We start from the raw sequence: 23,675 nt of genomic DNA, 5'->3' as shown, positions 1-23,675 counted from the left end.
TGCCCCAAAAAGCGCTGGCGGGGTCAGCAGTGGCTACAGCGGCGGCGGGCGATCTCCAAGCAAGCCGATGGTGCAGAGTGCGCCTAGCAGGCCCACGGCCGTGCGCTATGCGGGTATAGCGAAGGGGAGTCAGTCCGCCGTGGTGAAGTTGGCGTCTTATGCTGGCGGCGCGCGGGCAGGGGCCATGCTGGACTACGTGTCGCGCGAAGGAAGTTTACGCGTCGAGAACGAACGGGGTGAAAAGTTAAGTCAGGTCGGGGACAGGGCCAAGGTCCTCGAAGAATGGGAACCGCTGATGGATAATCGCGCCCATAGCAAGGATATGGCCAGCTTCTCCCTAAAGCTCCAGGGCGACTTCGCTGGATTATCGGATATGGAGTTGCGTGAGGTCGGCCGGTCAACGTTTCATGGCCTTGTGTCGTCGCGGACTGAAGACGGCGAGGATCGTCACAGCTTCGCGTTCGGTATCGAGCGGCAGGGCGACGGTGCGGCGGTCATGACCGGCCTGATGGTGTTGCGCAGTACCAGCGGTGTCCGACGCACGCCCGATGCAAAGGGCCAGGGAATGATTGCCCGCGCCATTAGTCAAAACAAGCGCGACCTGCAGGCGCAACCCAGCAATTTTCGGTTCGGCGGCTACGGCAACGGTGTTGAATACGGCACCCATAAACTGCGTGATCTGGTCGAACAGTTTGACGGCCGGATTACTACCGATCGTGGGCGGGCCATAGCGGATCAGAAGCAGGCTGGTGACTTGGTGCAGCGCGAGTGGCGCAAAGAGCTGCATAGTCGGGCGCCGCGCGATGTGATGCATGTCATCATGTCTGCCAAGGCGGGGACCGATCCCGAGGCGTTCGAAAGCGCCGTCCGGGACTTTATGGCTCGCACCTTCGGGGAGCAGGGACACAAATATGTTTTTGCTATGCACGACCCTGCGACCGATCCCAAAGGGGCTGACGCTGGCGGTAAACGGCCCCACGTCCACGCCCATGCGATCATCACCACCAAAAACGAGCATGGCGAGCGTCCGAAGATTGGGCCGGCGACCTTCCGCGATTGGCGAGAAAATCTGGCGGAGCATGCGCGGCAAAACGGCATTCAGATGGAAATGACGGATCGGCGCGATATCGCCAGTGCGCCGGCATATACGAAAAACCAAGTCCGTCCGGTCAGCCGAAAAGGACGCACGGAACACGAAGGGACGAGCCGGCCAGCTCATGCACGCTATATCGCCAAACGCGAAGGAGCGCGTGTCTATGCGAGCAGTCCGCGGAGCCAGCAATATCGCACCGAGGCGGTCAGCACCTGGGGCGCTTTAGCGCTATCTACCGATAACAAAATTGCACAGTTTGCCCGTGCTCAAGTCGAACAAATCCGGGGTGTTGAGACCCAGGGGGCGCAGGTCATCAACCTTTATGAACGCAGCGAAGCCTCTCCCGCCTTTACCAGGCATATGGTATCGTTAATGGCACTCATTTCGGAGGAATCCAGCATGGCCGACGGCGCACAGCAGGATATCAGAACCAAGCCAGAATTTGAGCAATATGAGAAGGCTGTTGGGGCCGCAATCTTCAAGGCAGAGCGCGAGATAACCGACCCCGAGGAGCGCAAGGCGCTCGATGAGCTCACTCAGTCGGTGCGCGAGGTTGTCGAAGCCAAGCGCGCCGTTGTCGAAACCGCGGCCGAGCTGGTCGAACACGCGGAGCTGCGCGCCCAAGGCGTGGATGTTGACGAGGGTCGCAAGGAATATCGTGAGGCCGTCGAAAGGCATGGCGCTGAAAACGTCGACGCCGGCATTGCGCTGTTGAAGAACATGGATCGCGCGCAGGATGCCTGGATAGAGGCGGGAGAGCCGAAGGGCCACGATCACCCGACAACCGCCATCTTCTCTGCCGAGCTGTCGGCCGTCATCAACGCAGCACGCGACGGAAACACATATCTGGCTGAAGTCGTTCAAGAAACAGAGGCCCTACGCGAGCTCGATCAGGAAAATGAGCGCGGGGACGAGCCGGCCGAAAGCGATGGCAGGGAGGGCAAATCCGATCCACTTCAAGCCCCAGAGGGGAATGCGAAGACGAGTGCGGATGGCCAATCAGCAACCACTCCTGACCGACAGGTTGAAGAACCAGGCTATCAGTCGGGGAAAAATCACGACGACCGCGAGGCCAACGACAAGACCCGTCAGTTGCACGAACAACAGATGCGCGTTGACGGGGCAAAACGAACCCCTGAAAGGGGCCGCACCGAGCAGGACGCTCGCAAAGAGCAGACGAGCAGCGACCCGTCTCGCCAGCAGGTTCCGCGCCAGAATGAGCAGCAGCGCGAGCGTGATCGCGATGATGACGTTGAACGCTAAAACAGAGGCTTGAGCTATGAGCCAGGATCAACGTGATGTGTGGAACACTTATGAGCAGCAGGCTGACAATGTTGCTGCAGATGCACGTCAAAGCCAAAAAGCCGACGAAGAATTTTTTAGGGACCATCCAGGCGCGACTGACCGACGCGGCGTATTCTGGTTGATCACAATTGGAGTGGTCTCACTCATCCTGATTTGGGCGCACTACGGCCCGATAGTTCGAGACGCGATCTACGGCGTGTAGCAACGGAAAGGAGCCAACTGGCTCCTTTTTTAAGAGGTTACGCTGACCCCTTCAGTAGTGGTTGCTTCCTCAAGTGATAGCCGAAACAGATCCTCAACTGGGCGGCGACGAGGTTTTCCGACTTTGGTGACGGCCACGTCGCCAGTTGCCTTAACCTTGGCTTTTACGACCTCGACAGTCGCGAGCTTGCTTTCAAGGCCTTCATCGGTCACGTCACGAATTTTCTTAACCGCCCGCACCTTTACCTGTCGCGATGGGACAATTTTGGCGGCAGGCGTTTTTGGGCGGGGCGATCGTTTGACTGTCTTCAGGGTTGTCTCAGTCGCAATGATATCGGCCAGATTGCTCTCTGCAGCCGGTTCTACGGCGGGAAGGACAGCAACATCTGGCGCTTCGGTCGGCGCAGATTGAGCAGGCTGTTCCGCTGGTGCAGTTGACGGCGGGGAAACTATAGGTTCGGGCTCAACTTGGCTCTTGCCATACCCTTCAGCTAGGGCCGGGACAGGAAGCCGCTCGCTAATTTCGACGTGGGGGACTTCCGGTCGATGCGCTTCCCCATAAGCGGCCGCTGTCTGGAAAGGCTCCATCTTAAAAAAGCGGACCTTCTTGGCGCGGACGGGTTTTTGGCCTTCCACGAGCAGCACCATATCTGTTTCTGGTAATTGGCGGACCTCTTGGGGCATCATCAGATCGCGATCACGCATCTGCTCGATGCGCGTCCGCCGGTTGAGGCCCATAATCTCAATCTGGCGGGATTCTGTTTGGTAGCGGATTGTCTGCTTTCCAAGCGCCCTTGAAACATAGTCGGCCGTCGCCTGGTCGTTGGCGCCGAGGACGAGCTGATAGCCGCAATTGCCCAGCAAAGAATGCCGGGCTGTCTCACCATAGATTTCATCCAAGTTTTTCAAATCCTGGATGACGAAGGCCATCTTGATCTTATAGCCAGCCACATATGGCAGCTTGTTCATCACTTCGTCGACGCGACGGAGCTGGCGAAATTCATCGAGCAGAAACAGCATCGGGATCGGGTTGGGCCGCAGTTCCCGCGTCAACAGATCCATCGTCTGCTGGATGAACAGCGTCAGGAGGGGCTTGAGCAGGGAAATGTCGGTGATTGAAGGAGCCAGGTAGATGCTCACCGGCCTTTGTTGAAGCCCAGCCAAGTTTATGTCGGTCACCGAGGTAGCGGCCACAATGCGTTCGTTCATGAACGGCTTCATTGCCTTCTGGATGTCGATCAGCGCCGACGCGGCCGCGCGATCGGAGAGGGCGAGGTACGCATTGAAGCTCTCGATGGTGAAGCGCGATAAATAAGGCTCTGCCGCGATTATCGCCCGCAGCAGCTCCTGCAGGTTCACGCCGCAATTGAGCAGGGAATTGACCTCGCCAAAATTGCGCCGGCTCTCGTAAAGCGGGCTTTCCAGCAGATAGCTGATAATCCCACCGATAACCTGTTGCGCCAGCCCTTGCCAAACCGCGTTGTTGGAATCGGATTGCTCAGGAATGAGGATCGAGGCGATATTCTGAATGTCGGTGGTGCGCGTTCCCCGGTCCTGTCGCACAAAATCGAGTGGGTTGTAGCGATGCGTTTCGGCGGCACCAGGAGAGAACAGGAAGACCTGGTTGCCTTGCATCCGGCGATAGCCGGCCGTTGTGGAATACACTTCACCCTTTAGATCGGTGACGATCATCGATCCCTGATGTTGAAGCGCGTTCGGGATCACATAGCCGGCGCCTTTGCCAGAGCGGGTAGGGCCGATCACCAAATGGTGCCGATCGTCATCACGACGAAGGTACTTGCCAGCGACGACGCCGAACACATGGCCTTTCTTGCCAAACCATTTGCCCATCCGCAGGTCTGGCACGGTCTGGAACGATGCATCGCCCAATGGGTTCTTAGGCTTGCGCAAGCCGACGACGCCGACGATGCCGGCGACGAACACGGCAGGGACGGTCGCCATTCCAGCAACACCTTGCAAAGCGGTGTTGGTGTGGAAAGCGTAGAATTGTTCAGCGGCGATCAATGGCCGCTCAGCCAGTGTCAGCATGAGAATATTGGGATCATCGTAGACGCCCCACATGATTGCGCCATAGGCCAGCAACCAGGCGGCAAATGCGATGACGAGACAAAACAGCCCGAGGAAGACCCTAAACAGCATGGTCATGCTGCCGCGCGAAGAAGATTTCCGAAACGCCACGCTTGCCGCCGTCGCGCCGAAGCTGGATCACGACTGGGATAACCATGTGCAGGTATGACAGCAAATCTGCCTTACTGAAGGAGCCTGCCATGCCGCCCTGCATGATCATCATCACCAGCTGCTCATAGGCGCCCTGAGGGGTATCCGCGTGGACTGTCGACATCGAGCCGGGGTGCCCGGTGTTGATGGCGCGCAAGAAGGTAAAGGCCTCTGCACCACGAATTTCGCCGACGAAAAGCCGGTCTGGGCGCATACGCAGGGAAGATTCGAGCAGGCTTTGAATCGTGACATTGGCGGTTCCCTGATCGCCCTTTGAGGCGATCAAGTGAACGATATTTTTTTGGGTTGGGAACAACTCGCGCGTATCCTCGAGCGTCAAAATCCGCTCGTTGGGATCGACACTTTTGAGGCACGCATTGAGAAATGTCGTTTTCCCGGTCGACGTACCGCCACTGATCAGGATGGAGACGCGATTGCGGATGGCGGTATCAAGAAACTCATAAATCCGCTGCGCCTGAAGATGGCCGATTAAGTCGTGATCAAGCTGTGAGAGCCCGCCAAGCGAAACGACAACCTTGTCGAGCGAGCCATTGTCCCGGTATTCCTCCAGGGTAAAATGTTGGGTCACTTGCTTTCGGATCGAGAGCGTTCCGCCATCGGGGGCGGCCGGCGGCAAGACGACTTGAATGCGCTCCCCGGTTGGCAGGGCGGCGCTCAACAAAGGCCTTTCACTGTTGACGAACTGGTTGGTATAGGCAGCGACCCGCTGCGCTATCTGGCTGATCGCCTCTGCCGTCATCGCCGGAATGGAGTGAAACTCCATATGGGCTTGACCTATGCGCTCGACGAAAACCTGACCTGGCTTGTTGACGGAAATTTCAACGACGGCCGGGTCGTCGAGCAGGCTTCGAAGGGGCTCCAATGCCTGTTCGACAACATAGAGCAGGGTTGGCAACATCGATGTGGCTGAGGACATTATCTCCGCTCACTAACGATTTGGCGCATTGCCTCCGTTATGGGGTCCTCGTACATCGCCGCAAACGAGAGATCCTGGCGCACATAGACGAAAACCCGCTCGCCTTGATCTATGCTGATCGTCGGCTTGAGGTTTGCATTGGCCTCGATTTCGCTCGAAATGAAATCTGCCATGGTTTGAGCGACGCCATCTGCCGCCTTTTGCCTGGCGCTACGCTCGTCATCTGCGCCGTCTGCAAATTCAGGCTCGCCGCTGGAATCGGTCAGGTAGTTGATGCCGCCGCCCAGAACCGACAGCATCAATGCCGAAGTGAATCGCTCCTTGAACTTGGTATCGACAAACCCGGTCATGCCCGAGCGGCCCAGGCTGTCGGAGCCCATAGAATTAAGCCGTACGGACACTCCATCGGAGCGGATCAGACGGGACCAGACCACGAATACCCGACTTTGGCCGCGGGTGACTTCAGACTGGTATTCCCCAATCAGGCGAGAGCCGATCGGGATCAGAATGCGGCGGCCATCGAACGAATAGACGTCTTCATTGACCACAGCCCGGATTTGCCCCGGCAGGTCGCTATTGATGGCAGTCTCGAGCAGGCCCGAAATCATCGTGCCTTCGGGCACAAGGGCGTCAATCCGCTCAAGGGAGCGTGCGCTAGCGCTACGATCCTCTTGAGAAATCGAGCTTGCGAGATATTGGCTTGCTGAATCTGTGCCCGATACAATCGCAGGCGGCCTGGCATTGCCATCGAAGGCTGCAGGTTCCGACAGGGCCTTATCGGGCGCCGAAACGTCCATCACGACAAGGCCGGACAGGTAGCGCTCGGGAAATTCCTCTTCGACCACTGGTTCCGGCTCCTGCACGATCAGCGTAGGCTCAACCATTGGTGGCGGCGGAACCATGGGAGGGGGCGGGGGTACGGTAAATTCGGCTACATCTGGCTCAGGCTCGACAGCCTCAGCCGGTGGAGGGGGCGGCGGTATGACAACGATATTAGGTTCGACTTCCGGCTCAAGAACAGCTTCTTCTGAATCTCGTACGAACCCAGGTGGGGAGAATGTCTCGGTATTGAAGGCTTCTTCCGATTGGAGCATGTCGCGCGGTGCGGTGTTACCCGCCGTGAAGTTGAGATAGAGAGCGCCAATCCCCACCAGACCCAGCAGGCCGAAGCCCAGGAGCTGCTTGCCTTTGACGCTCCGGTCAGCAACGACGCTTTCGCCGCTGCCCTGGAGAGCTTGCAGTTCAGGCGCGCGTTCCATCAGTTATTGCTCCCACTGCGCGTCGTCGCTTTGGTGTCGAGAACGGGCGCATTGATGTAGGGATCGGGTGCGGCGATATCGGGCACGCGAAGATTAAAGATGCAGGTCCATAGGTCCCCTTCGCGCAGGGTAAACTGGGCCGCGGTGCCATCGACCACGATGTACTCCCCTTCACGCCGGAAATTCACCACCGATTCCGAGAAGTCGAGATTGACCTTGAAGATCGCCGGCATGCGGCCGGCGAAGCGGAAAAAGGTCATCTTGCCATCGTCAAAAACTTCGACGGGTTTGAGCGCATTCTGGCCCGAGAAGGAGTAATTGATATTGAGATTGGCCTTGTCGATGTTGCTGATCGCAGGGTTGGCCGCGCGTATCGTGGCTTCCTCCCGAAGCGCATCGTTCAGGGCGTTTTCGGGATAGTTGAACTGGATTCCGAATACGTCGCCATTGCCCGGCGCCTGGTCGACCAGCTCTAGAAAGTAGATGCGCTTATCGGTGACGATGTTCAGGTTGGTGGGCACATCGCGCGCAATCGGCTTCACGAACAGAATGTTGCCTGCAGCGGCGGGAACGATCTGCCAACTCTCCGTATCGCCCAGCGACAAGGTCTGGAATTTCTCAGACTCGTCGAAAATAATCATGGTCGAAATGCCATATGCAGCGCGGACCTTGACCACATTGTTGGCCTGGTAGGTCACATGCGTGACGCGCTGGTCTAGACGGCCTGATTGCGGGGTCTGCGCCGCAAATCCCTGTGTCAGCAGGCCGACCAGGGCGCTCAGGATGAGGATGATACGCTTCATTGCTATTGGCTCCCGGCCGTCACGGTTTCTTGGTCGCGCTGGTACTCATAGACTTGGAATCCCAGCGGATTATCGAAGCGCCATTCCATGCGAAGGGGGGTATCGGTGTAGCGGAAGCGGACAACTGAGATGTAGTGTTTGACCGTCAGCTGGGCCGGGCCAGTTTCGGTGGTCGAAAACCGGACCAATGCCGTTGAGGTATTGGGGAAGGTCACCGATTTGATTTCGACGGCCACAGTCCGATTGGTGCCGTATACCTTGGTCGGATTGGTTGGATTGGTATTGCTGTAAAGCCGGGTCAAATCGTCTGAGGCGCGACCGGTCGATAGCAATTGCGCCAGACCGAAATTCTCCGACACGGCATATGGATCGTATTTTTCCCGGGCACGGATATAGCGCACGACATTGGCCTGGGTAACGGCCTGCTGTTCTGTCAATGTCGTGGTGCGGGTCAGCCCCGAAGTGACTTCCATGTAGCCAGTCGTTTTATCGACTTCCACGAAGTAGGGCTCAAAGGTCTTGAGAGGCATCAACATCGCCAACACCAAGAGGCTGCACACCGCGACGAGACCGAGGATCATTGCGATAAGCCAAGCGACGGCGCGCGAACGCCGATCGCGGCGCGAAATGTCTTCTTCCCAGCGTTGGCCGTCCTGATAGTAGGTCACGAGCCCTGAATCGGCTTTAGGCATTGGCAAAACCCTGATTTATCACCCGATGCGGGGTGTGCTGTTCTGTTTGATGGATTGGGCCATGTGCCGAGCCGCTGGCATCGAGCTGGACATCCTGTCGAGTGCAGCGACGTTGGCATTCACCCCCGCGGCGCCCGCCCTATATCCAAGCTTGCCCGCCGAAGTGCCCGCAGCCTTGCCTCTTATTGCCGTGCCTTTCAGGAGGCCACCGGTCGCATGACCCATGTTCATCGCGGCTCCGCCGGCTATCGACGAGGCAATGGCCTGAACGTTCAGCAGCACGAAAGACCCGGCGATGACGATGAGAATGAAAGAGGCAAAGTCCGACATTTGAAGGCTGTTGGCCTCCATGGCCGCTTTCATCTTCCCAAGTTCGGGGGTTGCGGCGGCAATCATGAAGGCCGCGACGGTGTAGATGAACAGAGGCATGATGGCATATAGGATCACCTGATCGAGCCAGCCGGCGCCATATTTTCGGGTCTCCGGAAACAAAAAACAGGCGACGAAGATCGGCGCAGTGCCCAGCAATACCCACATGGCGAGTTTGGAGAGGATGAGCAGCGCCAGGGCAATTGCTATAAATATGCCCGCAGCAATCCAGATGATTGCGGCCATCACGCCGGGTAAAATCGCCCAAATGGAGGTTTGCGCGGAATAGGCGCCGGCGACCTCGTTGGCACTGTGCCAAATGTCGGAAAGTCCGCTTGTCGGTTCGCTTACGCCCGTGCCCGAGACGGTTAGGACGGCGCGTCCCGCATTTTCAGGGACGGTTGTCATCCATTCATAAAAGAGGGTGTTGAAGTTGCCCCAATTGCTTACAAGCAGCAGGATCACCAGCATTCGGCAAACCCGGCCGACAATGTTGGCAAAGCTGGCGGAAGCCGTGCCCATCATGATCTGCAAGCCGTAATAGCCAACGTAGAGATAGAACGCGATCGTCAGCAGGGGCACAACTTCGCTGCCCAGGACACCAAAGGCTGTCTCGCTAAAATTCGTGCCCGTATCGTCGATGCGCTGCAGCAGTTGGCTCAGAAAATCCATTCGACGCCCCTAGAGAGCCAGAATTGCAGCCGCGGCTTCAGCCGAGTTGACTGGTGACATCGGCCCGCAGTCCTGCGGCTCGATCGCTGCATATGCCGACAGGTTGGCGGGGCGCTTGCATGGCGCGGACTTTGCGGGCGGGGGCGTCGTTGCGCACCCCGCCAACAGCCCAGCCACAACAGCGAGCATGACACCTTTCGCAAGCATCTTAGTTTTCGCTGCCGCGGTCATACTCAAGTCCTTTGGTGGTGTTGGAAATGTCGGTCAGCGTGCGAACGTTGTCCGCCTGCAGCGACGATACGGCCCCGTTCATCACGCCGATCAACTCGTTGATGGTGAGGCCCGCTTGCACCTGCAACTGAGTGTTTTGGTCGATGGAACCTTTGATGTCCTCGGCTTTGCCGATCTGTTGGCTGGCCTGCTCAAAGGAATCCCGGCGCGTCGTGACGCCCTCTTGGGCGCCCTTCACAAGCGCTGAAACGCCCATAACGGTGTTCATCAGTTGCTCGTAGGATTTGTCCCCGGCAAAGTCGGAATTTTCCTCTCCCGAGAGCGACTTGACCAGCTTCATGCCGTTAATGAAGAGGCTGGCAAATTTGGCAATGTCGTCATTGCCCGATCCAAAATTGGGAACTCCGCCCGACATAATGCTCGAAAAGTCGGGCATCGAGCCGACAGAGAAGCCGCTGCCAACGGCGAGGTCTTGCATAGGCTGCTGGACGTTTGAACGGTCGCCGATAACCGCCTTTAGCGTGTCTTCCACAGTCGTCAGGATTTCCTTATTGGTATCGAGGATTTCGTTTGTCGTGCTGGCAGTGTCACGCGCAATGCTGAGGTTTTCGCGATCAATCACTGGCACTTGAGCCACTGCGGGCAGGGAGAGCCCCATCATTGCCGCGATGCTGATAACGCCGATATCCTTGATCGTCATAGCTATAACTCCGGGGTCAGTTGCAGGGTTACGCGCCCGGCGGGTTCAAGCTCGGCCACGCAGGACTTGGTGTCGTCATCCCAGGCCGTGCCGGGTTCCTCGCAGACATTTTCGACCGGCTCGGTTGGGTCGGGTTCGATAGGCTTGGGCGTCGGATTGAGAGACTGTGCCGTGCTCGACTGATCGGTGAGCTGCATCGCGTTCTTGCTGTTGAGCAGTTCAGCAAAGACCGCTGCCATGCCAATCGCCTGGTTGAACAATTCGAGGTTGGCATTACGCGAAGTCGAATTGTGATCGAACGATTCAATCATGGTACCCGGCTGTTGCTGGCCAAGCTGGGTCAGCCAAGACGTGACATTGCCGAGGTTGGCCGATGCGCCTTGGCTTGCTCCCATGGCGTTCAGCGTCGCATCGCGCATATTGGTGTAACCCGAAGATCCGCCGCCGTAATTGAGTGGAATGCTCGACATGTCGGAGCCGCCCAGAGCAGGAATCCAGCGGGTCGTGATGTTGCGAACATAGTCCTGGGTTTCCTTGAACGGCGGGATACCGCCGTATTTGGAAACGTTGCCTGGGCCGGCATTATAGGCAGCCAGGGCGAGGGATACATTGCCACCGTGGGCGTTGAGCTGACGGCGAAAATAGCGTGCGCCGCCGCGTAAGTTCTGCTCGATGTTATGGCGATTGACACCCAAATCCTCTGCCGTTCCCGGCATAAGCTGAGCCAATCCGTAGGCGCCGGCCGAGGAGCCAATGCAGGGGTTCAGCCGGCTTTCCTGGTAGACCAAGGCCATGAAGATCTCTTCATCGATACCTTCCTCGCGCGCTACCCGGCGAACCAGGCCCGCAATTTCTGGGTTGCGGGCCATTGCATCGTTCGGATCGTCTCGCGTGGAGGGGCGATACATGGAGCAGGTTATGTTGCTCGAAACGACCGCGCGACTGCTGTCCGTCGTACCAATTTCGGTCGTGGTGCTATCCCGTTCTGATCGTTCGCCCTCGATCGCCTCATCACTCACAGGCACTTGCGCCACTACCGGGACCGCAGCCATCATTGCAGCCGCACAGATCGCCATCACAACAAGGGTTCGCTTCATCAGTTACTCCCCTTCATGAACAGCTCGAGCCAGTCCGCAGGGTCGTTGCCATGTTCCCTGCGCAGCACTTCGCACTCGGCAATTGTCTCGCGTCTGCCAGAGAGAACCTTGACCATTTCCGGCATGGTGGAGAGATCGAGCTTGGCGATCACCGAGTCATTGCCATGCTTGATCAGAAACGTGCGCGACTCCGGCGCCGTGGTTTTGATGAAGCCAAATTCCTTGGCCGTAAGGCCAAAGCGCTTGATGTAGCTTTCCTCGTCCGCCCGCGGATTGGGGAAATGGATGTTGGTCGACGACTGCTCGATCAAGGTGTGGGACACGGACGATTTGGCGATGTCGGCAGCCGACTGCGTGCCAAAACCCACGATGCCGTTGAGCTTACGGATCGTTTTCATCTTATCCATGATGAAGTGGCTAAAGGTCGGATCGGACAGAAGCTGCCAGCCTTCGTCCATGAAGAACATGACCGGCTCGCCGTTCAGCAACTCGTCCAGGCGATGATAGATATACATCAACGCCGGGGTCCGAACTTCGGTATTGCTCAGGATATTGGTCATATCGAAGCCAAAGCATCGGGTGCCACCCAGGCTTAGAGCGTCGGTTGGGGCATTGAACAGCCAAGCCTTGTCGCCATCAAACCAGGGGCGCAGCCGTGCGGCCAGATCATTGCTATCGGCTCGGGTTCGCCCCGCCATCAAAGCGGCCAGCGTCGCCAGATTGCGACGTTCCAGCCCTTGGCTCATGGTCTGGCTAATGCCCTGCTCGATCAGATCATTGTCCGACTGCGACAGGCTCAACTCACCGCCTACCATCACCTTGACCAGCCGGTTCAAGAAATCTCGGTTTTCGGCATTGTCGGGCAGCTGGAACGGGTTGAAACCCGTCGGCGTCCCGGGCGTCAGCACTTCATAGGAGCCGCCCATGGCACGGATGAAAATTTCCGCGCCGCGATCCTTATCAAAGAACACGGCGCGGGGCCGTGGCGACACGCGGAAGCTCTGCGCCAAGAGGAAGGTCATTGCTACTGTCTTGCCTGAGCCGGTTGGTCCGGTGACAAGAAAATGGCCGATGTCGCGTTGGTGGAAGTTGAACCAATAAGGCGTTTGCGATGTGGTTTCGAGGATCGAAATCGGGAGATTCCAGTGCGGAGCCTCTTCCCGTCCCTGCGCAAAATTATGCATCGAGGACAGGCCGGTAAAATTGGAGCTCGAAAGCATCGCCCCACGCGCGATATAGCCGTGGTTTCCCGGCAATTGCGCCCAAAACGCCGCTTCAAGATTTAGGTCTTCACGCACCCAATTGATGTTCATGTCGGTCAGGCTTGCGCCCAGGTCCGACACGACCTTGCCCAGTTTTTCATTCGAGCGGCCGATTGCCAAAAGGCTCAGATGATGGACGCCAAAGACCGCCTCTTGATTGGCAAGCTGGTTAAGCGCCCGGTCGATATTCTCCTCGACGGCGCTGCCGGCCTCGTCGGATGCCGCGATCTGGCGCTTGAGGCGCGTGATGCGTTCCTGAGCAATCGGCTTGTCTGAGATTGAAAACGACTGGGTCAGGATGAATTCGTGGGGAAGCTGCAATAGACCATCCAGCATCCCAGGCCCGCTAAAGGGCGGGTATTCCTTGATTGAGAGCATGGCGCCAAACCGATCATCGGCCTCGGCCGCCGCTTGGACCTGCATTGCGCGCTTGCCGAAGTGCAGCCGCGCCGACCCGACATAGCTATTGATCGCCATGCGGGGCAGTCGCATTTGCCGCGACACGCCACCGGACAGGATCAGTTCGAGGAATTCGCACGGCTCCGAGTAAGGGGCGCCGTCCCGACGCACGATGCCTAGGACCCGCGCACCATATTTGGCAAGACCGCCCGCGATGTTGACGACATGTTCCTCCAGATCGGAAGCAGACTCGCGCAACTGCTGGGTCGTTACGGCATTGCCGTTCGAGCGGTCCCAGAGGCGCTTGACCTGATCGCTGAGCCCAAGCGCGCCTTTCAAATCTGAGCGTACGATGGTCAGAAAAATATCGTTGGTGAACATGCGCTTTTGGGCCAGTCGGGCCTGATAGCGCTCGTCCAGCTCCCGGCAGAACGGATCGTCAAAGTCGCTCGGGAGCGATGGTTTGAGCTCCCGACGCACCACGGTGGACCAGACTGAGAACCGGCTTGATCCAAGGGCGCGGATCAACGTGTTTTGCACCGCCGACCGAAGGTTGATTTCGGCCTGATCTTCAGTCTGGAAAAACAGACCGTTGAGCTTGATAACGCTCATCAGCGCGCCATTCTGCAATCGCATAACGCTATCCGCTACGTGTCGCGTATAGGGGATATGGCGGCTCATCAGGGCTTCGCCCTTCAAAGAGCTTCCAAAACCCATTTCATCGCGCAGCGCATTCAGCATGGTCTATGGTCCATATGAATTTGTGCCCCAAAACCCCTTGTTCCGGGTGCGGGGAGTACGGCGTGAAGTGACTTGCAAGACGTCCAGGATGCGGGCGTCGCGCGCGCAAAGGCTGAAAAGGACCAGATAGGCGACAGGCACGACGAGCAGCGACCAAAGCGAGTTGGTCGCCAGCCACGCGATAATGCCCAGCCCGACCACCAGAACGATCGCCATGTAGGGCACGCCCCAAAGAGTTGGCGACCGGGTCAGCCCGATCACCAAAGGGGTGATGTCTGGATCGACATCTTGTGCGTCCATCAGTTGCCGCCAACAGTGCCGATCAGCGCATCGACCATGGCCGGCGCGCCGAACACCAAGCCAATGCCGATCACAACGGCGCCTGCCGTGAACCACGACAGCCGGCCAGCAAAGGCCATGAAACCAAGAGAGATGACGGCAATGATCGCCAGCGACCGGCCAAAAGGACCGGTCACAAAATCCACGATCATTTGGACGGCTGCTTCCAGAGGACCGAACGCGCCACCACTACCCCCCTGACCCTGTGCATAGGCATGGGATGGCAAGACCATCTGCACCGCGACCGTCACCGGGACGGCCAGGCCATATTTGCGGAGGGTCTTGGTTGGCCAGTTTCTGAGCATGGATAGTCCTTTCGCTGCGCTAAAATTCCATCACCCCAGCGACAAATTCGCCGGGCTTGGTTGCTTGGATGATGCCGCCAATGGGCGCCGACGAGAGAGGGGCCGGGTCCGTAGCCGGGCTGCCGGGCGCAACTGCTGGTGTCGCTTTGCCACTAGGCTCGATCTCGATGCCCATCTGGTAATTCACGACGGTCGCAAGATAGTTGACCGTCTCGAATATCGGCGGCACTCCGCCATATTCCACGACCTTGCCTTCGCCGGCATTGTAGGCGGCAGCCACGAGCAGGGGATTGCCGAATTTCCCGGTCAGCCAAGCCAGATAGCGCACGCCACCGTCGATATTGGTTGCAGCATCGCAGGGATCCGTCACGCCGAAGCGGTCTGCTGTGCCCGGCATCAGCTGCATGGGACCGCGCGCGCCTGCAGGCGAGTTGCGCTCCCGGTCAAATCGGCTTTCCGCGTAAGCAATCGCTACGGCGAGCGAAATATCGACACTGTGCCGTTCCGCCGCCTCGGTCACCATCTGCTGGATCTGATCGACTGAAAACGGCGATGGAGCGCACTCAGCAACGTTAGAACTACCTCGATCAGGAAGATCATCCAAAAGCTCAGGTGACCTTCTAATAGGCTCGTCATACTCAATTTGGTTCGTGAAATTTTCCAGAACGGGTGACTGATCGACGCTTGAAGCCACCCCGTCAGCGCCAAACACGAAATCATCCACTGCTGGTTGACCCGATACTGTGGGGGCGGATGCAGAATTCAACTCTGTCGATTTTGGCGGAAAAAACGAATTGATATCAATGGCTAGTGGCTGCCCATGAGTCGACGAATAGGGTGCGATGGCAGCTAAAGCGACAACTGCTCCGCAGAATTTTAAAGGGGGCGCACTGTGTCGCATGACTGGTTCCGAGTGGTTGTCCGGGGGGTTACAAAGCGGCTAAAATCTGCTTATTGAGCTCTGGTGACGATTTCTAGTACCCCGATAGTTCCGAAATCGAAACCCCTAAATTGTCTTAGAGATATCTAAATAGGGATACACCTAACATGACGCATAAGGGGAACGCCGTTGGTCTGTCCGTACTCATGCTTGCGGGAACGATTGGGTGGGCGCACGCGATAGAGCCCGTAGACCAGAGCTATGTCCGCTCACTGGCCGCTCCGGGCAAAACCGTACTGGTAATGGAATATTCAGACGCAACCGGTGCTGTCGTTGAGCGCAAAGGGTACGCGTCAGCCGGCGGCTTTAACGCGATCTCTGGCACTCAATTTCGCGTCAACGCCAACACGGTGGTCAAGCTCTATGGGCTTGAGGCGTGTAACGGTGACATGGTCAACCAGACGGAGGGCTATACGGGGAGTTGCGCAGACTGGGCCCTGAGCGGTCTGAGTACAGAGCTGGAAAACCCCAAGGTCATCTATTGTCGTGCATTTGTGTCCGAGCAGAATGCGGCTGAGCAAGATGCTAGCTGCTATGTGTACGTCTACTTTCCCGGCGCAATGGACAGTGTTTACAACTTGGAGCAACAACTCTTGTCGACCGGTTTCTTGAGGCTCGAAAAAGACCGAGCAGGAAATCTGCTGCGTCCCGATCTGGAGGAAAGCGCTGCCATCGGTAAGGAAGGCTATGGCATGTGGGCTGACCCACGCGTGCAAGAACAATGAGCCGGTTTCCTCTAACTGTGCTCGTTGTGATCGCTGTCGGGTTTGCCTGCACGGCGGGCAACGCAGCGCCTCCCGGTTATTTTGACCTGTCGCCGGGCGTGACCCTTATGACGGGCGAGTCCTGGAGCGACGGCGCTAAGAGCTACCGCCTTTACGGCGTTCAATCCTGCCTACGCTCCACCACATATACGAACGGCGCTGGCCAGCTTGCCGATTGTGGCGATGCTTCGCTGTCCATGTTCGCCGCCTATATCAAGGACACCAGGCCGGTTTGCGCTCCAGTGGTCGTCCTGGGCGAGCTGACCTATGTCATGTGTTATTCCAGCGTTGGCGGCCAGCAACTGGATCTTGGCACCTTACTCATTTCAAGCGGTTTTGCCTTCGCTGCGCTCGACAAGGATGGATTGCCCTACAGCGCTAACTACGCCGTCGCAGAGCAAACCGCCCGCGAAGAAAAACGCGGCCTTTGGCAGTTTTCCGATGTGCAGCATCCAGCCATTGCTCTTGCCATCGAGGCCAATAAACCTGCAGGAAGCTCCCAGCAATGATCGCTCGCGCTGCCATTCTTGCCGCTATTGGCCTGTCAGTCGCGTTGACCGGCTGCGCCTCAAGCCAGCGGAATATCGCATCCGACGCCCGGCTCCCACCTCCCGGCTTCTCCGGCCGCGTGAGTGTTGTTGACGGTCGAACCCTAATGTTCCCCGAGCATGGCCGGACCGTTCAGCTCATGAACATTGACACTTGCGAGCTTCCGCAATGGGCGGTCGTGCAATCATCGTCCGGGTCATCCCCCGTTCCGTGCGGCGCAAAAGCCAAAGCTTGGCTCACGCGGACAGTGGGAGCGCAATCGGTCGAATGCCTTGGTACAGGTTACACCCAGTCGGGCCAAGTCCTGGCCAATTGCACTGTAAGGGGCAGAGACGTCGCGCTTGAAATGCTTCGGGTCGGTCTGGCCGTGATCGACACGCCAAGGCCGCTCCGCACTGAGTATTTCTCGGTTCAGTCCGAAGCCGTTGCCAAGCGGTATGGGATTTGGGGCACCTTTGTACTCGACATGGACGAGTGGCGTCGGCGCGCTGAGGACCAAACCCCCACACGCCAGCCGATTGCTGACTACAATCTTCTCGCTGATCGTCACCGTGACGTGACACCGCCGATGTTCGAGAGCCGCAACCTTCCTAAGGTCACTGGCAAGTGAGACATGCCGATTTTGAACCAAACATGTTCGTCGCCACCATTGTTGCAGGCGTCGCATTTGTCGCCGCACGGCTGAAACCCAACGGCAAAAAAGAGTTTCAAGGTTGCCCCCTCAATGAGCGCCAACCGTCTCCCCGGCAAGGCGTTCACCCCCGCTGACCCGGCTGACAATCATAAATCCTACGATGTAAGTCAGCCGCTTGATTTCGGTTTCCGTGCCATTGCCGCGCCCCTCCAAAAGAGCGCAGCGCAGCTCAAACTCGCGCGCACTGAATTCCCGAAGATTCTCAACCGCCCCGCCGCGTTGCGCCCTCGTGAATAGCCCGTACGCTTTCATGTGGGCGTCTATCGCAGCTTCGGTCTGATCGTAGCTCATACCTTTCGCTTCACTCTGTTCAAAGGGAGTTGGCGCCGGCTCCCCTGCCCCGTGGCGAGCATCGTGTGTGCAAACGAGAGCCGAAGGCAGAGCCCTAGGCGTTTCCTCATCTTGATAAACAAACGACCGTATTCTTTGCGGCATGACGCCCCTATTCAATGCTCGGCGAAATGGCGACGACAGCTTGAAAACCGACGGCTCCCTGATCATCGCTGAGGCGGACACTGTGAGTGATAATGGCTGCGCGCCGACGCGAGAGCCAAAACGTTTCCGGTCAGTCCACTGCAGACCGACTTCGAACGGTATGGAATTGAACACGTTCGGCCGCGCTTTGACCCGGCAAGATTACCGCCTAACGGAGCCCCCGACGGCCTAGTGGACCTTTTAGTTTTGTGGGCTGGAATCTGGGGTACCTGACGCTTTAGACGGACGGAACGGTTGGTTCTGCGAAATGCTCTATCTGCGATCTGTCGGCACGCTACCGGGTGCGCTTCCAAAAAAAAGGGATAGGGCTGTCCCTATTTGGGTCTGCATTTCCATGTCAGACGTCACATTGACCCTTGAACAAATGGAATGATGCCGTGGAACGCACATACCGCGCACTGGTGGTAGAAGATCAAACCCTTATGCGCCTCGCGCTGATGGACCAGATAAGCACGGCTTTCGAGAACGCAGCGGTGCTAGGTGCGCAGACGCTCGAAATTGCTCTTTATGAACTAGCCAATGAAAATTTTGATCTCGTGATTATCGATCCCGGACTACCGGGTTTTGACCCAACGTCGCAGGATGACAGGCTCTCGGTAGTCAGCAGGATTATTGAGGCATCACCAACGGCTCTGCACGCGGTCATAACTGGCTCTGACAGCACGGCCGAAGCTGACCAGTTCCGTGGATTGGGCGCAGTCGCCTATCTCGGCAAAACCGGGCTGGAACCAGGCATGCTCTGTGATGTGCTCGATGACATCTCAACGAGCGGATTCTCCATCCGCTTGTCCAGAGTGACGATGACCGTTCCCGATTATTGTCACTCTGCGCTGACCCCCCGTGAACAAGAAATCATCAACCTGATGGCTCGGCGGGAGCCAGGAATGTCGCGCATCCAGATTTATGAGCAGGTAGCGGGCAAGCTCGGAATCGATCGCGATTCAGCCGAAAAATACTTCAAAAAGGCCCGTGCAAAAATAATGAAGTCTGACCACAAATTGCCTGTTGGGATCTAAAGCATGCATATTTTGAACGTTCACGGTGTAAAAGTTCCCGTTAAAAACAGCGACATTTCCCCGGTGATATGGCAAGCGCTCGAAAGCGGTTCCTACGAGGCAAAAGAGGCTAAAAGGGTCGCCGCTGTTGTGAAGCCAAACGACCGTGTTCTAGAACTTGGCAGCGGCCTTTCCGTCATCACAACGCTGATTTCCCGCATTGAGGGCGTCAAGGTCTGGGCCGTCGAAGCAAATCCGGCCACGGTTGCCCTAGGGCATCGGGTGCTGGAGGCCAATGGCGTCAATAATGTGAGCTTGACCCAAGGCTTACTCACTTCCGGGCCCGCTAGTGAACACATCTTCTACATCCGCAAAGACCTCTGGATGTCCTCGATTGATCAAGGCCAGGGGCCTTATGAACAGACCATCACTCTGTCCTCATCCAACATCGACGAATTTATTACGGCTCACGCCATAAATGTTCTCTTCATGGATATTGAGGGTGCAGAAAGGGACTTGCTTGTTGGCGCCGAACTGCCCGGGATTCAGCGTATTTTCATTGAGCTGCACGATCACCTATACGGATTGGAAGGCATTCGCCGCATCACTCAAGCGCTGACCCTTCGGGGCTTCGCTTACGACCCCCGAGCCTCCTTTGGGTCATGCGTGCTATTTGCACAAAACGACGGCCCTCGCGAATATCAGTCAGAAGCCAGCAATGAAAATTTCAAATAAATCCGTACTTTTCGCACTTTCGTTCCTAGTTGCGCCACTGGCTTGCCCTGCGCTGGCTGTATCGGCCGTCTACGTGTTGGACCCCAACATCATGACCATCAAGGACGTTCAAGGCGAGGCCGTCGAAACTTTCAGCACGGAGCAGTTGAAGACAGTTTTCAACCAGCAAACCTACAACACGCGCACGCCTTGGACAGCGGAGGGCGAAACCGTTACCTACCGTGGCCCATTGCTTGCTGACGTGCTGTCCGAGACCGGACAGGCCAACGGCGCGTCTGTGCGCGTGACCGCTTACGACGACTTTTATTCCGACATCACCATGGACGAGATTGGGAGCTATCATCCGATTATCGCGGTCGAACGGAACTGCACTGAAGAAGATCGCCAAATCGCCGTGTGTGCGCCGCAGCAAGAGTTCCGTCCCATCTCAATGGTCGAAAAGGGCCCGATGTTCATGGTCTGGCCGTATGATAGCCTGCCCGACTACTACCATCCGTCGCGCAATGCCATCTGGGTCTTTTTCCCGATTTCCGTTCAGCCCCTTCCATGAAAAGGGTCATTCCCAAGCACTTCTTTCCCGCGCTCCCCTACATTGGACTGCTAATCTTCCTCGCCGGCACTGTCTGGGCGTTTGTGCAGAGCGATAGTTTTAGAATTCAGACCAGTCAGTTCCTGACCGAAAAATCTGAATTTCAGTGGCGAGCAGGTCAGGCCCGCGAAGCCCTCATTCGGCTCACCGGATACATAGAATTGTCTGCGGCAACCGGGAACGAACCCCATCCCGACGCGATGCGGCAGACCATGCTTGCACAGACGAACATCGCGCAGATTCTGTCGTTGTCATATCTGCCGACTTTGATTGATGAGGATCAAATTGCGCTCCTAGAACAGAGCCAGCATTCCTATGAGACCGCCATTATGCCCACTATTCTGTCGGGAGGCGCCACGTCTGAAGCACTGTCTGAGCAAGTGCGTGAAATAACCAAAAACATGGCAACGTCGCCGCGCAATCACGCAACGCAGATGATGGTTTCTGAGCAGATCAGACAGGATATTGCACGAAACTGGATATATCTATGGCTCGCATTGGGGCCGCTCGCACTCATCTACGTCACTATTTATCGACGCTACTCATACCTGTTTTGGCAGGACAAGCAGATTCGTGCTTTCGCTTCGCTGTTCGTCCATATGACGAGATCGCGCGTGACGGCCTTGCGGATGTTCTTAGACAACGTCAGCGCCGAAAGACCCCCAAACAAGGCAATGGTGATTGCCGCCAGAAGCGCCGCACTTGAGCTTGAAGGAATAAATGACGACCTGCACCAGATCGCCCACTCTAAAAGCGAGCAACGCACAGAGGTCCTGGGAGAGCTGATGGGGGGCTTAGCCCAAAACGATGCCGTGGACATCGTGGCAAACGCAGATGCCGTTCACTGGCATGTACCCGCAAGCGCCGTTAGCGTAGTGCTGGATGAGCTCGTTCAAAACGCGCTTGCCGCTATCGAACAAGTACAAGTTCCCAAGGTAGCGGTCAAAGCTACGATCAAACGCCCGACCTTCCCATTTCAGTCCCCCCTGCTGCTGCTCCAGGTCACCGATAACGGGGTTGGAATGACCCCTGAAATCGTCGAAAAGGCCACAATGCCTTTCTTTTCCACCAAGGCGGGCGAGCACACCGGCCTAGGTTTGACCAGTTGCGTTCAAATGGCCACGTCCTTAGGCGGCAAGCTGACGATCGTCAGCAAACCCGGCATTGGCACTACCATAAGAGTTCGCATTCCGCTTCCTAGAGCAGCTCGGTTTTCTCCTAGTTAGGGGGAAAGACCGCCCGGCGCTCTCTCCCCCGCAAGAGCTGCAGCGGGGTTTCCCCATCCTTCACTTCCGGCCGTTGGCCTCCGTTGTAGGAGCGCTGAGGATCCGCATGCGCGGATCTTCGCCGCCCCTTCGGGTGGGTGATCCCCCTCCCCGCCTCCGCTCTTGCCCCCCTCTCTCCGGTCCGGTCGCGGACACCTCGGAGGCAGAGGCGCGGCCTCTGCCCCTTCGGGTCAGATCAAGGAGAGCAACGATGACCACCCGCACAACCAAAACCGCCAATCGTGGCACCGGAAACAGCAAGACAAGTAAGGCTATCAAGACCTGCGAGGCTCCCCGCGCTGACGTTTACGAGCGCGTCACAGCTAAGATCATCGAGCAGTTGGAGGCCGGAACCCGTCCTTGGCATCGTCCTTGGGCTATCAATACAGCCCCCCTCACCCGTCCACTGCGCGCAAATGGCCTTGCCTATCGGGGCATCAATACACTGTTGCTCTGGATGCAAGCGCAAACCTGTGGCTATCGGTCGAGCTTTTGGATGACCTACCGTCAGGCGCTGGAGTTGGGCGCTCAGGTCCGCAAAGGGGAGAAGGCGGCGACCGTTGTCTATGCCGGGGCCATCGAGCGCACCGAGCAGAACGAAAAAGGCGAGGACGAAGAAAGCCGCATCTCGTTTCTCAAAGCCTATTCCGTCTTCAATGCCGATCAGGTAGACGGCCTGCCTGAACGCCTCCATCCCGTTGCGGTAGAGCCAAACACGCCGCTTGATCAGATGCAGCGCATCGAAGCTGCGGACACTTTTTTCGCCAATATCGGCGCGGATTTACGCCACGGCGGCGACCGGGCTTTTTATCAGCCTGCCGCAGACTTTATTCAGATGCCGCTCTATGAAACCTTTGAGAGCGCCGAAGCCTACGCGGCGACCCTGGCCCACGAGGCTGTGCATTGGACGGCGCATACCAGCCGCCTGGATCGCGACATTAAAAATTCCTTCGGCACCAAGGATTATGCCCGTGAAGAATTGGTGGCCGAGTTGGGCGCGGTTTTTCTAGGCGCAGACCTTGCCGTCTTCATTGAGCCGCGCGCCGATCATGCCAATTATCTTGCCTCTTGGCTGGCGGTGTTGAAGGAAGACAAGCGGGCAATTTTCCGCGCGGCAGTCCACGCTGAACGGGCTGCTACGTTCCTGCATCGCCTGCAGCCCGATTATGTCGAGCCAGCCACCGAGGCACACCCCGAAAGGTCCGGCCAAGCGGCATAAGGCATCCCGTCGGCCGGGCCAGGCAGGGTCTGGCCGACATCTATTAGTTCGTCGGGTTAAAACTGATCGGGCACACAATTTTGGTATGGCCGTGCGCAACGCAGTTCTTGCGAATAACCAAATGAAGCGTATATTTCGTTTAATACGAAGGAGTGGTGCCATGAAGAATTTTTCCACGGTCGATCTGCTGCGCGATTTGAAAACCGTCACCATGGCCGCGGACCGACAGCCGGTTGCTATCACCCAGCACCGCAAGCCCCGTTATGTCCTGATGACCTACGATGACTTTGCCGCCATGAAGCAAGAAGGCGATCCACGCCGGGTCTATGGCGCAGGGGAGACGCCGCCCGACCTGGCCGCGCAGATCGATGTCGCCTTGGACAAGATCATTGCCGAAGGCACCGAACCCAATGGCTGATATCCCGCCCAATGGGTCGATCATACGTTATGCCTATCTCTGGAAATGGCAGCGCGACAATCACGAGACCGAAGGGCGCAAAGAGCGTCCCGTGTGTTTGACACTGTCATTGCCGCATGGCGACCAAACCGCCCTGATCCTGCTGGCCATTTCGAGCACCCCGCCCCGCTCCGACCAAACCACGCTGGCCATCCCCGAGCTCGAGCGGCGCCGGGCGGGTTTGAGCGCGTGGAAAGACGCCTGGATTACCGTCTCGGAATACAATTTCGATATTGCCGAGAAGTCCTACTATTACGATCCCAGTCCCGAAGTCCTGGGCACTTTCAGCAAGGGGTTTCTCGCGCAGGTGGCCATCGCCATGGGCGAAGG

General features: G+C 57.5%; 25 protein-coding genes. 12 read left to right on the top strand and 13 right to left on the bottom strand.

The window, feature by feature from the left end:
- The first annotated feature begins 184 nt into the window (after positions 1-184).
- Both J0I64_RS11255 and J0I64_RS11250 read left to right on the top strand, forming a co-directional pair.
- Positions 185-2,356, top strand: a complete 2,172-nt coding sequence (locus J0I64_RS11255) for a hypothetical protein (RefSeq protein ID WP_291408168.1) — start codon at positions 185-187, stop codon at positions 2,354-2,356.
- A gap of 16 nt (positions 2,357-2,372) precedes the next feature.
- The gene (locus J0I64_RS11250; RefSeq protein WP_291408166.1) at positions 2,373-2,600 is read left to right on the top strand and encodes a hypothetical protein; all 228 of its coding nucleotides are present in this window, start codon (positions 2,373-2,375) and stop codon (positions 2,598-2,600) included.
- Between the two features lie 29 nt (positions 2,601-2,629).
- Here J0I64_RS11250 and J0I64_RS11245 read toward each other — a convergent pair whose 3' ends face one another.
- From J0I64_RS11245 to J0I64_RS11190, 12 genes are all read right to left on the bottom strand, one after another.
- Positions 2,630-4,765, bottom strand: coding sequence for a type IV secretory system conjugative DNA transfer family protein (locus tag J0I64_RS11245; protein WP_291408164.1), 2,136 nt, complete (start codon positions 4,763-4,765; stop codon positions 2,630-2,632).
- Complete coding sequence (virB11, locus tag J0I64_RS11240) at positions 4,749-5,774, bottom strand: P-type DNA transfer ATPase VirB11 (protein ID WP_291408162.1); 1,026 nt, start codon at positions 5,772-5,774, stop codon at positions 4,749-4,751. Before virB11 ends, J0I64_RS11245 begins: the two co-directional genes overlap by 17 nt.
- The gene (virB10, locus tag J0I64_RS11235; protein ID WP_291408160.1) at positions 5,774-7,033 is read right to left on the bottom strand and encodes a type IV secretion system protein VirB10; all 1,260 of its coding nucleotides are present in this window, start codon (positions 7,031-7,033) and stop codon (positions 5,774-5,776) included. Before virB10 ends, virB11 begins: the two co-directional genes overlap by 1 nt.
- Complete coding sequence (locus J0I64_RS11230; protein WP_291408158.1) at positions 7,033-7,836, bottom strand: TrbG/VirB9 family P-type conjugative transfer protein; 804 nt, start codon at positions 7,834-7,836, stop codon at positions 7,033-7,035. The genes virB10 and J0I64_RS11230 overlap by 1 nt, the downstream gene beginning before the upstream one ends.
- 2 nt (positions 7,837-7,838) lie before the next feature.
- Positions 7,839-8,528: a virB8 family protein gene (locus J0I64_RS11225; RefSeq protein ID WP_291408157.1), complete on the bottom strand. Its 690-nt coding sequence runs from the start codon at positions 8,526-8,528 to the stop codon at positions 7,839-7,841.
- An 18-nt stretch (positions 8,529-8,546) separates the two neighbouring features.
- A complete protein-coding gene (locus J0I64_RS11220) occupies positions 8,547-9,569 on the bottom strand; it encodes a type IV secretion system protein (RefSeq protein ID WP_291408155.1) in 1,023 nt (340 codons plus the stop codon).
- 208 nt (positions 9,570-9,777) lie between these two features.
- A complete protein-coding gene (locus J0I64_RS11215) occupies positions 9,778-10,500 on the bottom strand; it encodes a type IV secretion system protein (RefSeq protein WP_291408153.1) in 723 nt (240 codons plus the stop codon).
- A gap of 2 nt (positions 10,501-10,502) precedes the next feature.
- Entirely contained in the window at positions 10,503-11,597 is a 1,095-nt protein-coding gene (locus J0I64_RS11210) for a lytic transglycosylase domain-containing protein (protein WP_291408151.1), read from the bottom strand.
- Entirely contained in the window at positions 11,597-13,999 is a 2,403-nt protein-coding gene (locus J0I64_RS11205) for a VirB4 family type IV secretion/conjugal transfer ATPase (protein WP_291408149.1), read from the bottom strand. The genes J0I64_RS11210 and J0I64_RS11205 overlap by 1 nt, the downstream gene beginning before the upstream one ends.
- A 3-nt stretch (positions 14,000-14,002) precedes the next feature.
- On the bottom strand, positions 14,003-14,302 hold the full coding sequence (locus J0I64_RS11200) for a VirB3 family type IV secretion system protein (protein ID WP_291408172.1): 300 nt from the start codon (positions 14,300-14,302) through the stop codon (positions 14,003-14,005).
- Positions 14,299-14,643, bottom strand: a complete 345-nt coding sequence (locus J0I64_RS11195; RefSeq protein ID WP_291408147.1) for a TrbC/VirB2 family protein — start codon at positions 14,641-14,643, stop codon at positions 14,299-14,301. The genes J0I64_RS11200 and J0I64_RS11195 overlap by 4 nt, the downstream gene beginning before the upstream one ends.
- A 19-nt stretch (positions 14,644-14,662) precedes the next feature.
- A complete protein-coding gene (locus J0I64_RS11190) occupies positions 14,663-15,544 on the bottom strand; it encodes a lytic transglycosylase domain-containing protein (RefSeq protein WP_291408145.1) in 882 nt (293 codons plus the stop codon).
- A gap of 146 nt (positions 15,545-15,690) precedes the next feature.
- On the opposite strand from J0I64_RS11190, the gene J0I64_RS11185 reads away from it, so the two are divergent.
- Genes J0I64_RS11185 through J0I64_RS11175 form a run of 3 tightly spaced genes read left to right on the top strand, consistent with a single transcriptional unit; the run spans position 15,691 to position 17,506 of the window.
- Positions 15,691-16,308: a hypothetical protein gene (locus J0I64_RS11185; RefSeq protein ID WP_291408143.1), complete on the top strand. Its 618-nt coding sequence runs from the start codon at positions 15,691-15,693 to the stop codon at positions 16,306-16,308.
- Positions 16,305-16,856, top strand: a complete 552-nt coding sequence (locus tag J0I64_RS11180) for a thermonuclease family protein (RefSeq protein WP_291408141.1) — start codon at positions 16,305-16,307, stop codon at positions 16,854-16,856. Before J0I64_RS11185 ends, J0I64_RS11180 begins: the two co-directional genes overlap by 4 nt.
- Positions 16,853-17,506, top strand: a complete 654-nt coding sequence (locus J0I64_RS11175; protein WP_366933737.1) for a thermonuclease family protein — start codon at positions 16,853-16,855, stop codon at positions 17,504-17,506. Before J0I64_RS11180 ends, J0I64_RS11175 begins: the two co-directional genes overlap by 4 nt.
- A 111-nt stretch (positions 17,507-17,617) precedes the next feature.
- Here the strand turns inward: J0I64_RS11175 and J0I64_RS11170 are convergent, their stop codons facing one another.
- Positions 17,618-17,881: a hypothetical protein gene (locus tag J0I64_RS11170; protein WP_291408139.1), complete on the bottom strand. Its 264-nt coding sequence runs from the start codon at positions 17,879-17,881 to the stop codon at positions 17,618-17,620.
- A 581-nt stretch (positions 17,882-18,462) separates the two neighbouring features.
- Between J0I64_RS11170 and J0I64_RS11165 the strand changes: the two genes are divergently transcribed.
- The 7 genes from J0I64_RS11165 to J0I64_RS11135 all read left to right on the top strand — a co-directional run.
- Complete coding sequence (locus J0I64_RS11165; protein ID WP_291408138.1) at positions 18,463-19,101, top strand: DNA-binding response regulator; 639 nt, start codon at positions 18,463-18,465, stop codon at positions 19,099-19,101.
- A 3-nt stretch (positions 19,102-19,104) separates the two neighbouring features.
- The gene (locus tag J0I64_RS11160) at positions 19,105-19,815 is read left to right on the top strand and encodes an FkbM family methyltransferase (protein ID WP_291408136.1); all 711 of its coding nucleotides are present in this window, start codon (positions 19,105-19,107) and stop codon (positions 19,813-19,815) included.
- A 91-nt stretch (positions 19,816-19,906) separates the two neighbouring features.
- Complete coding sequence (locus tag J0I64_RS11155) at positions 19,907-20,365, top strand: hypothetical protein (RefSeq protein ID WP_291408134.1); 459 nt, start codon at positions 19,907-19,909, stop codon at positions 20,363-20,365.
- A complete protein-coding gene (locus J0I64_RS11150) occupies positions 20,362-21,630 on the top strand; it encodes a sensor histidine kinase (RefSeq protein WP_291408132.1) in 1,269 nt (422 codons plus the stop codon). Before J0I64_RS11155 ends, J0I64_RS11150 begins: the two co-directional genes overlap by 4 nt.
- A 250-nt stretch (positions 21,631-21,880) precedes the next feature.
- Positions 21,881-22,888, top strand: coding sequence for a zincin-like metallopeptidase domain-containing protein (locus tag J0I64_RS11145; protein ID WP_291408130.1), 1,008 nt, complete (start codon positions 21,881-21,883; stop codon positions 22,886-22,888).
- Positions 22,889-23,048: 160 nt separating this feature from the next.
- The gene (locus J0I64_RS11140; RefSeq protein ID WP_291408128.1) at positions 23,049-23,306 is read left to right on the top strand and encodes a type II toxin-antitoxin system Phd/YefM family antitoxin; all 258 of its coding nucleotides are present in this window, start codon (positions 23,049-23,051) and stop codon (positions 23,304-23,306) included.
- A partial coding sequence (locus J0I64_RS11135) for a hypothetical protein (RefSeq protein WP_291408126.1) occupies positions 23,299-23,675 on the top strand: 377 nt, incomplete at its 3' end. The genes J0I64_RS11140 and J0I64_RS11135, both read left to right, overlap by 8 nt.

The organism is Devosia sp. (assembly GCF_017307565.1).
GTDB lineage: Bacteria > Pseudomonadota > Alphaproteobacteria > Rhizobiales > Devosiaceae > Devosia.
This window is presented reverse-complemented; position numbering and strand designations above follow the sequence as displayed.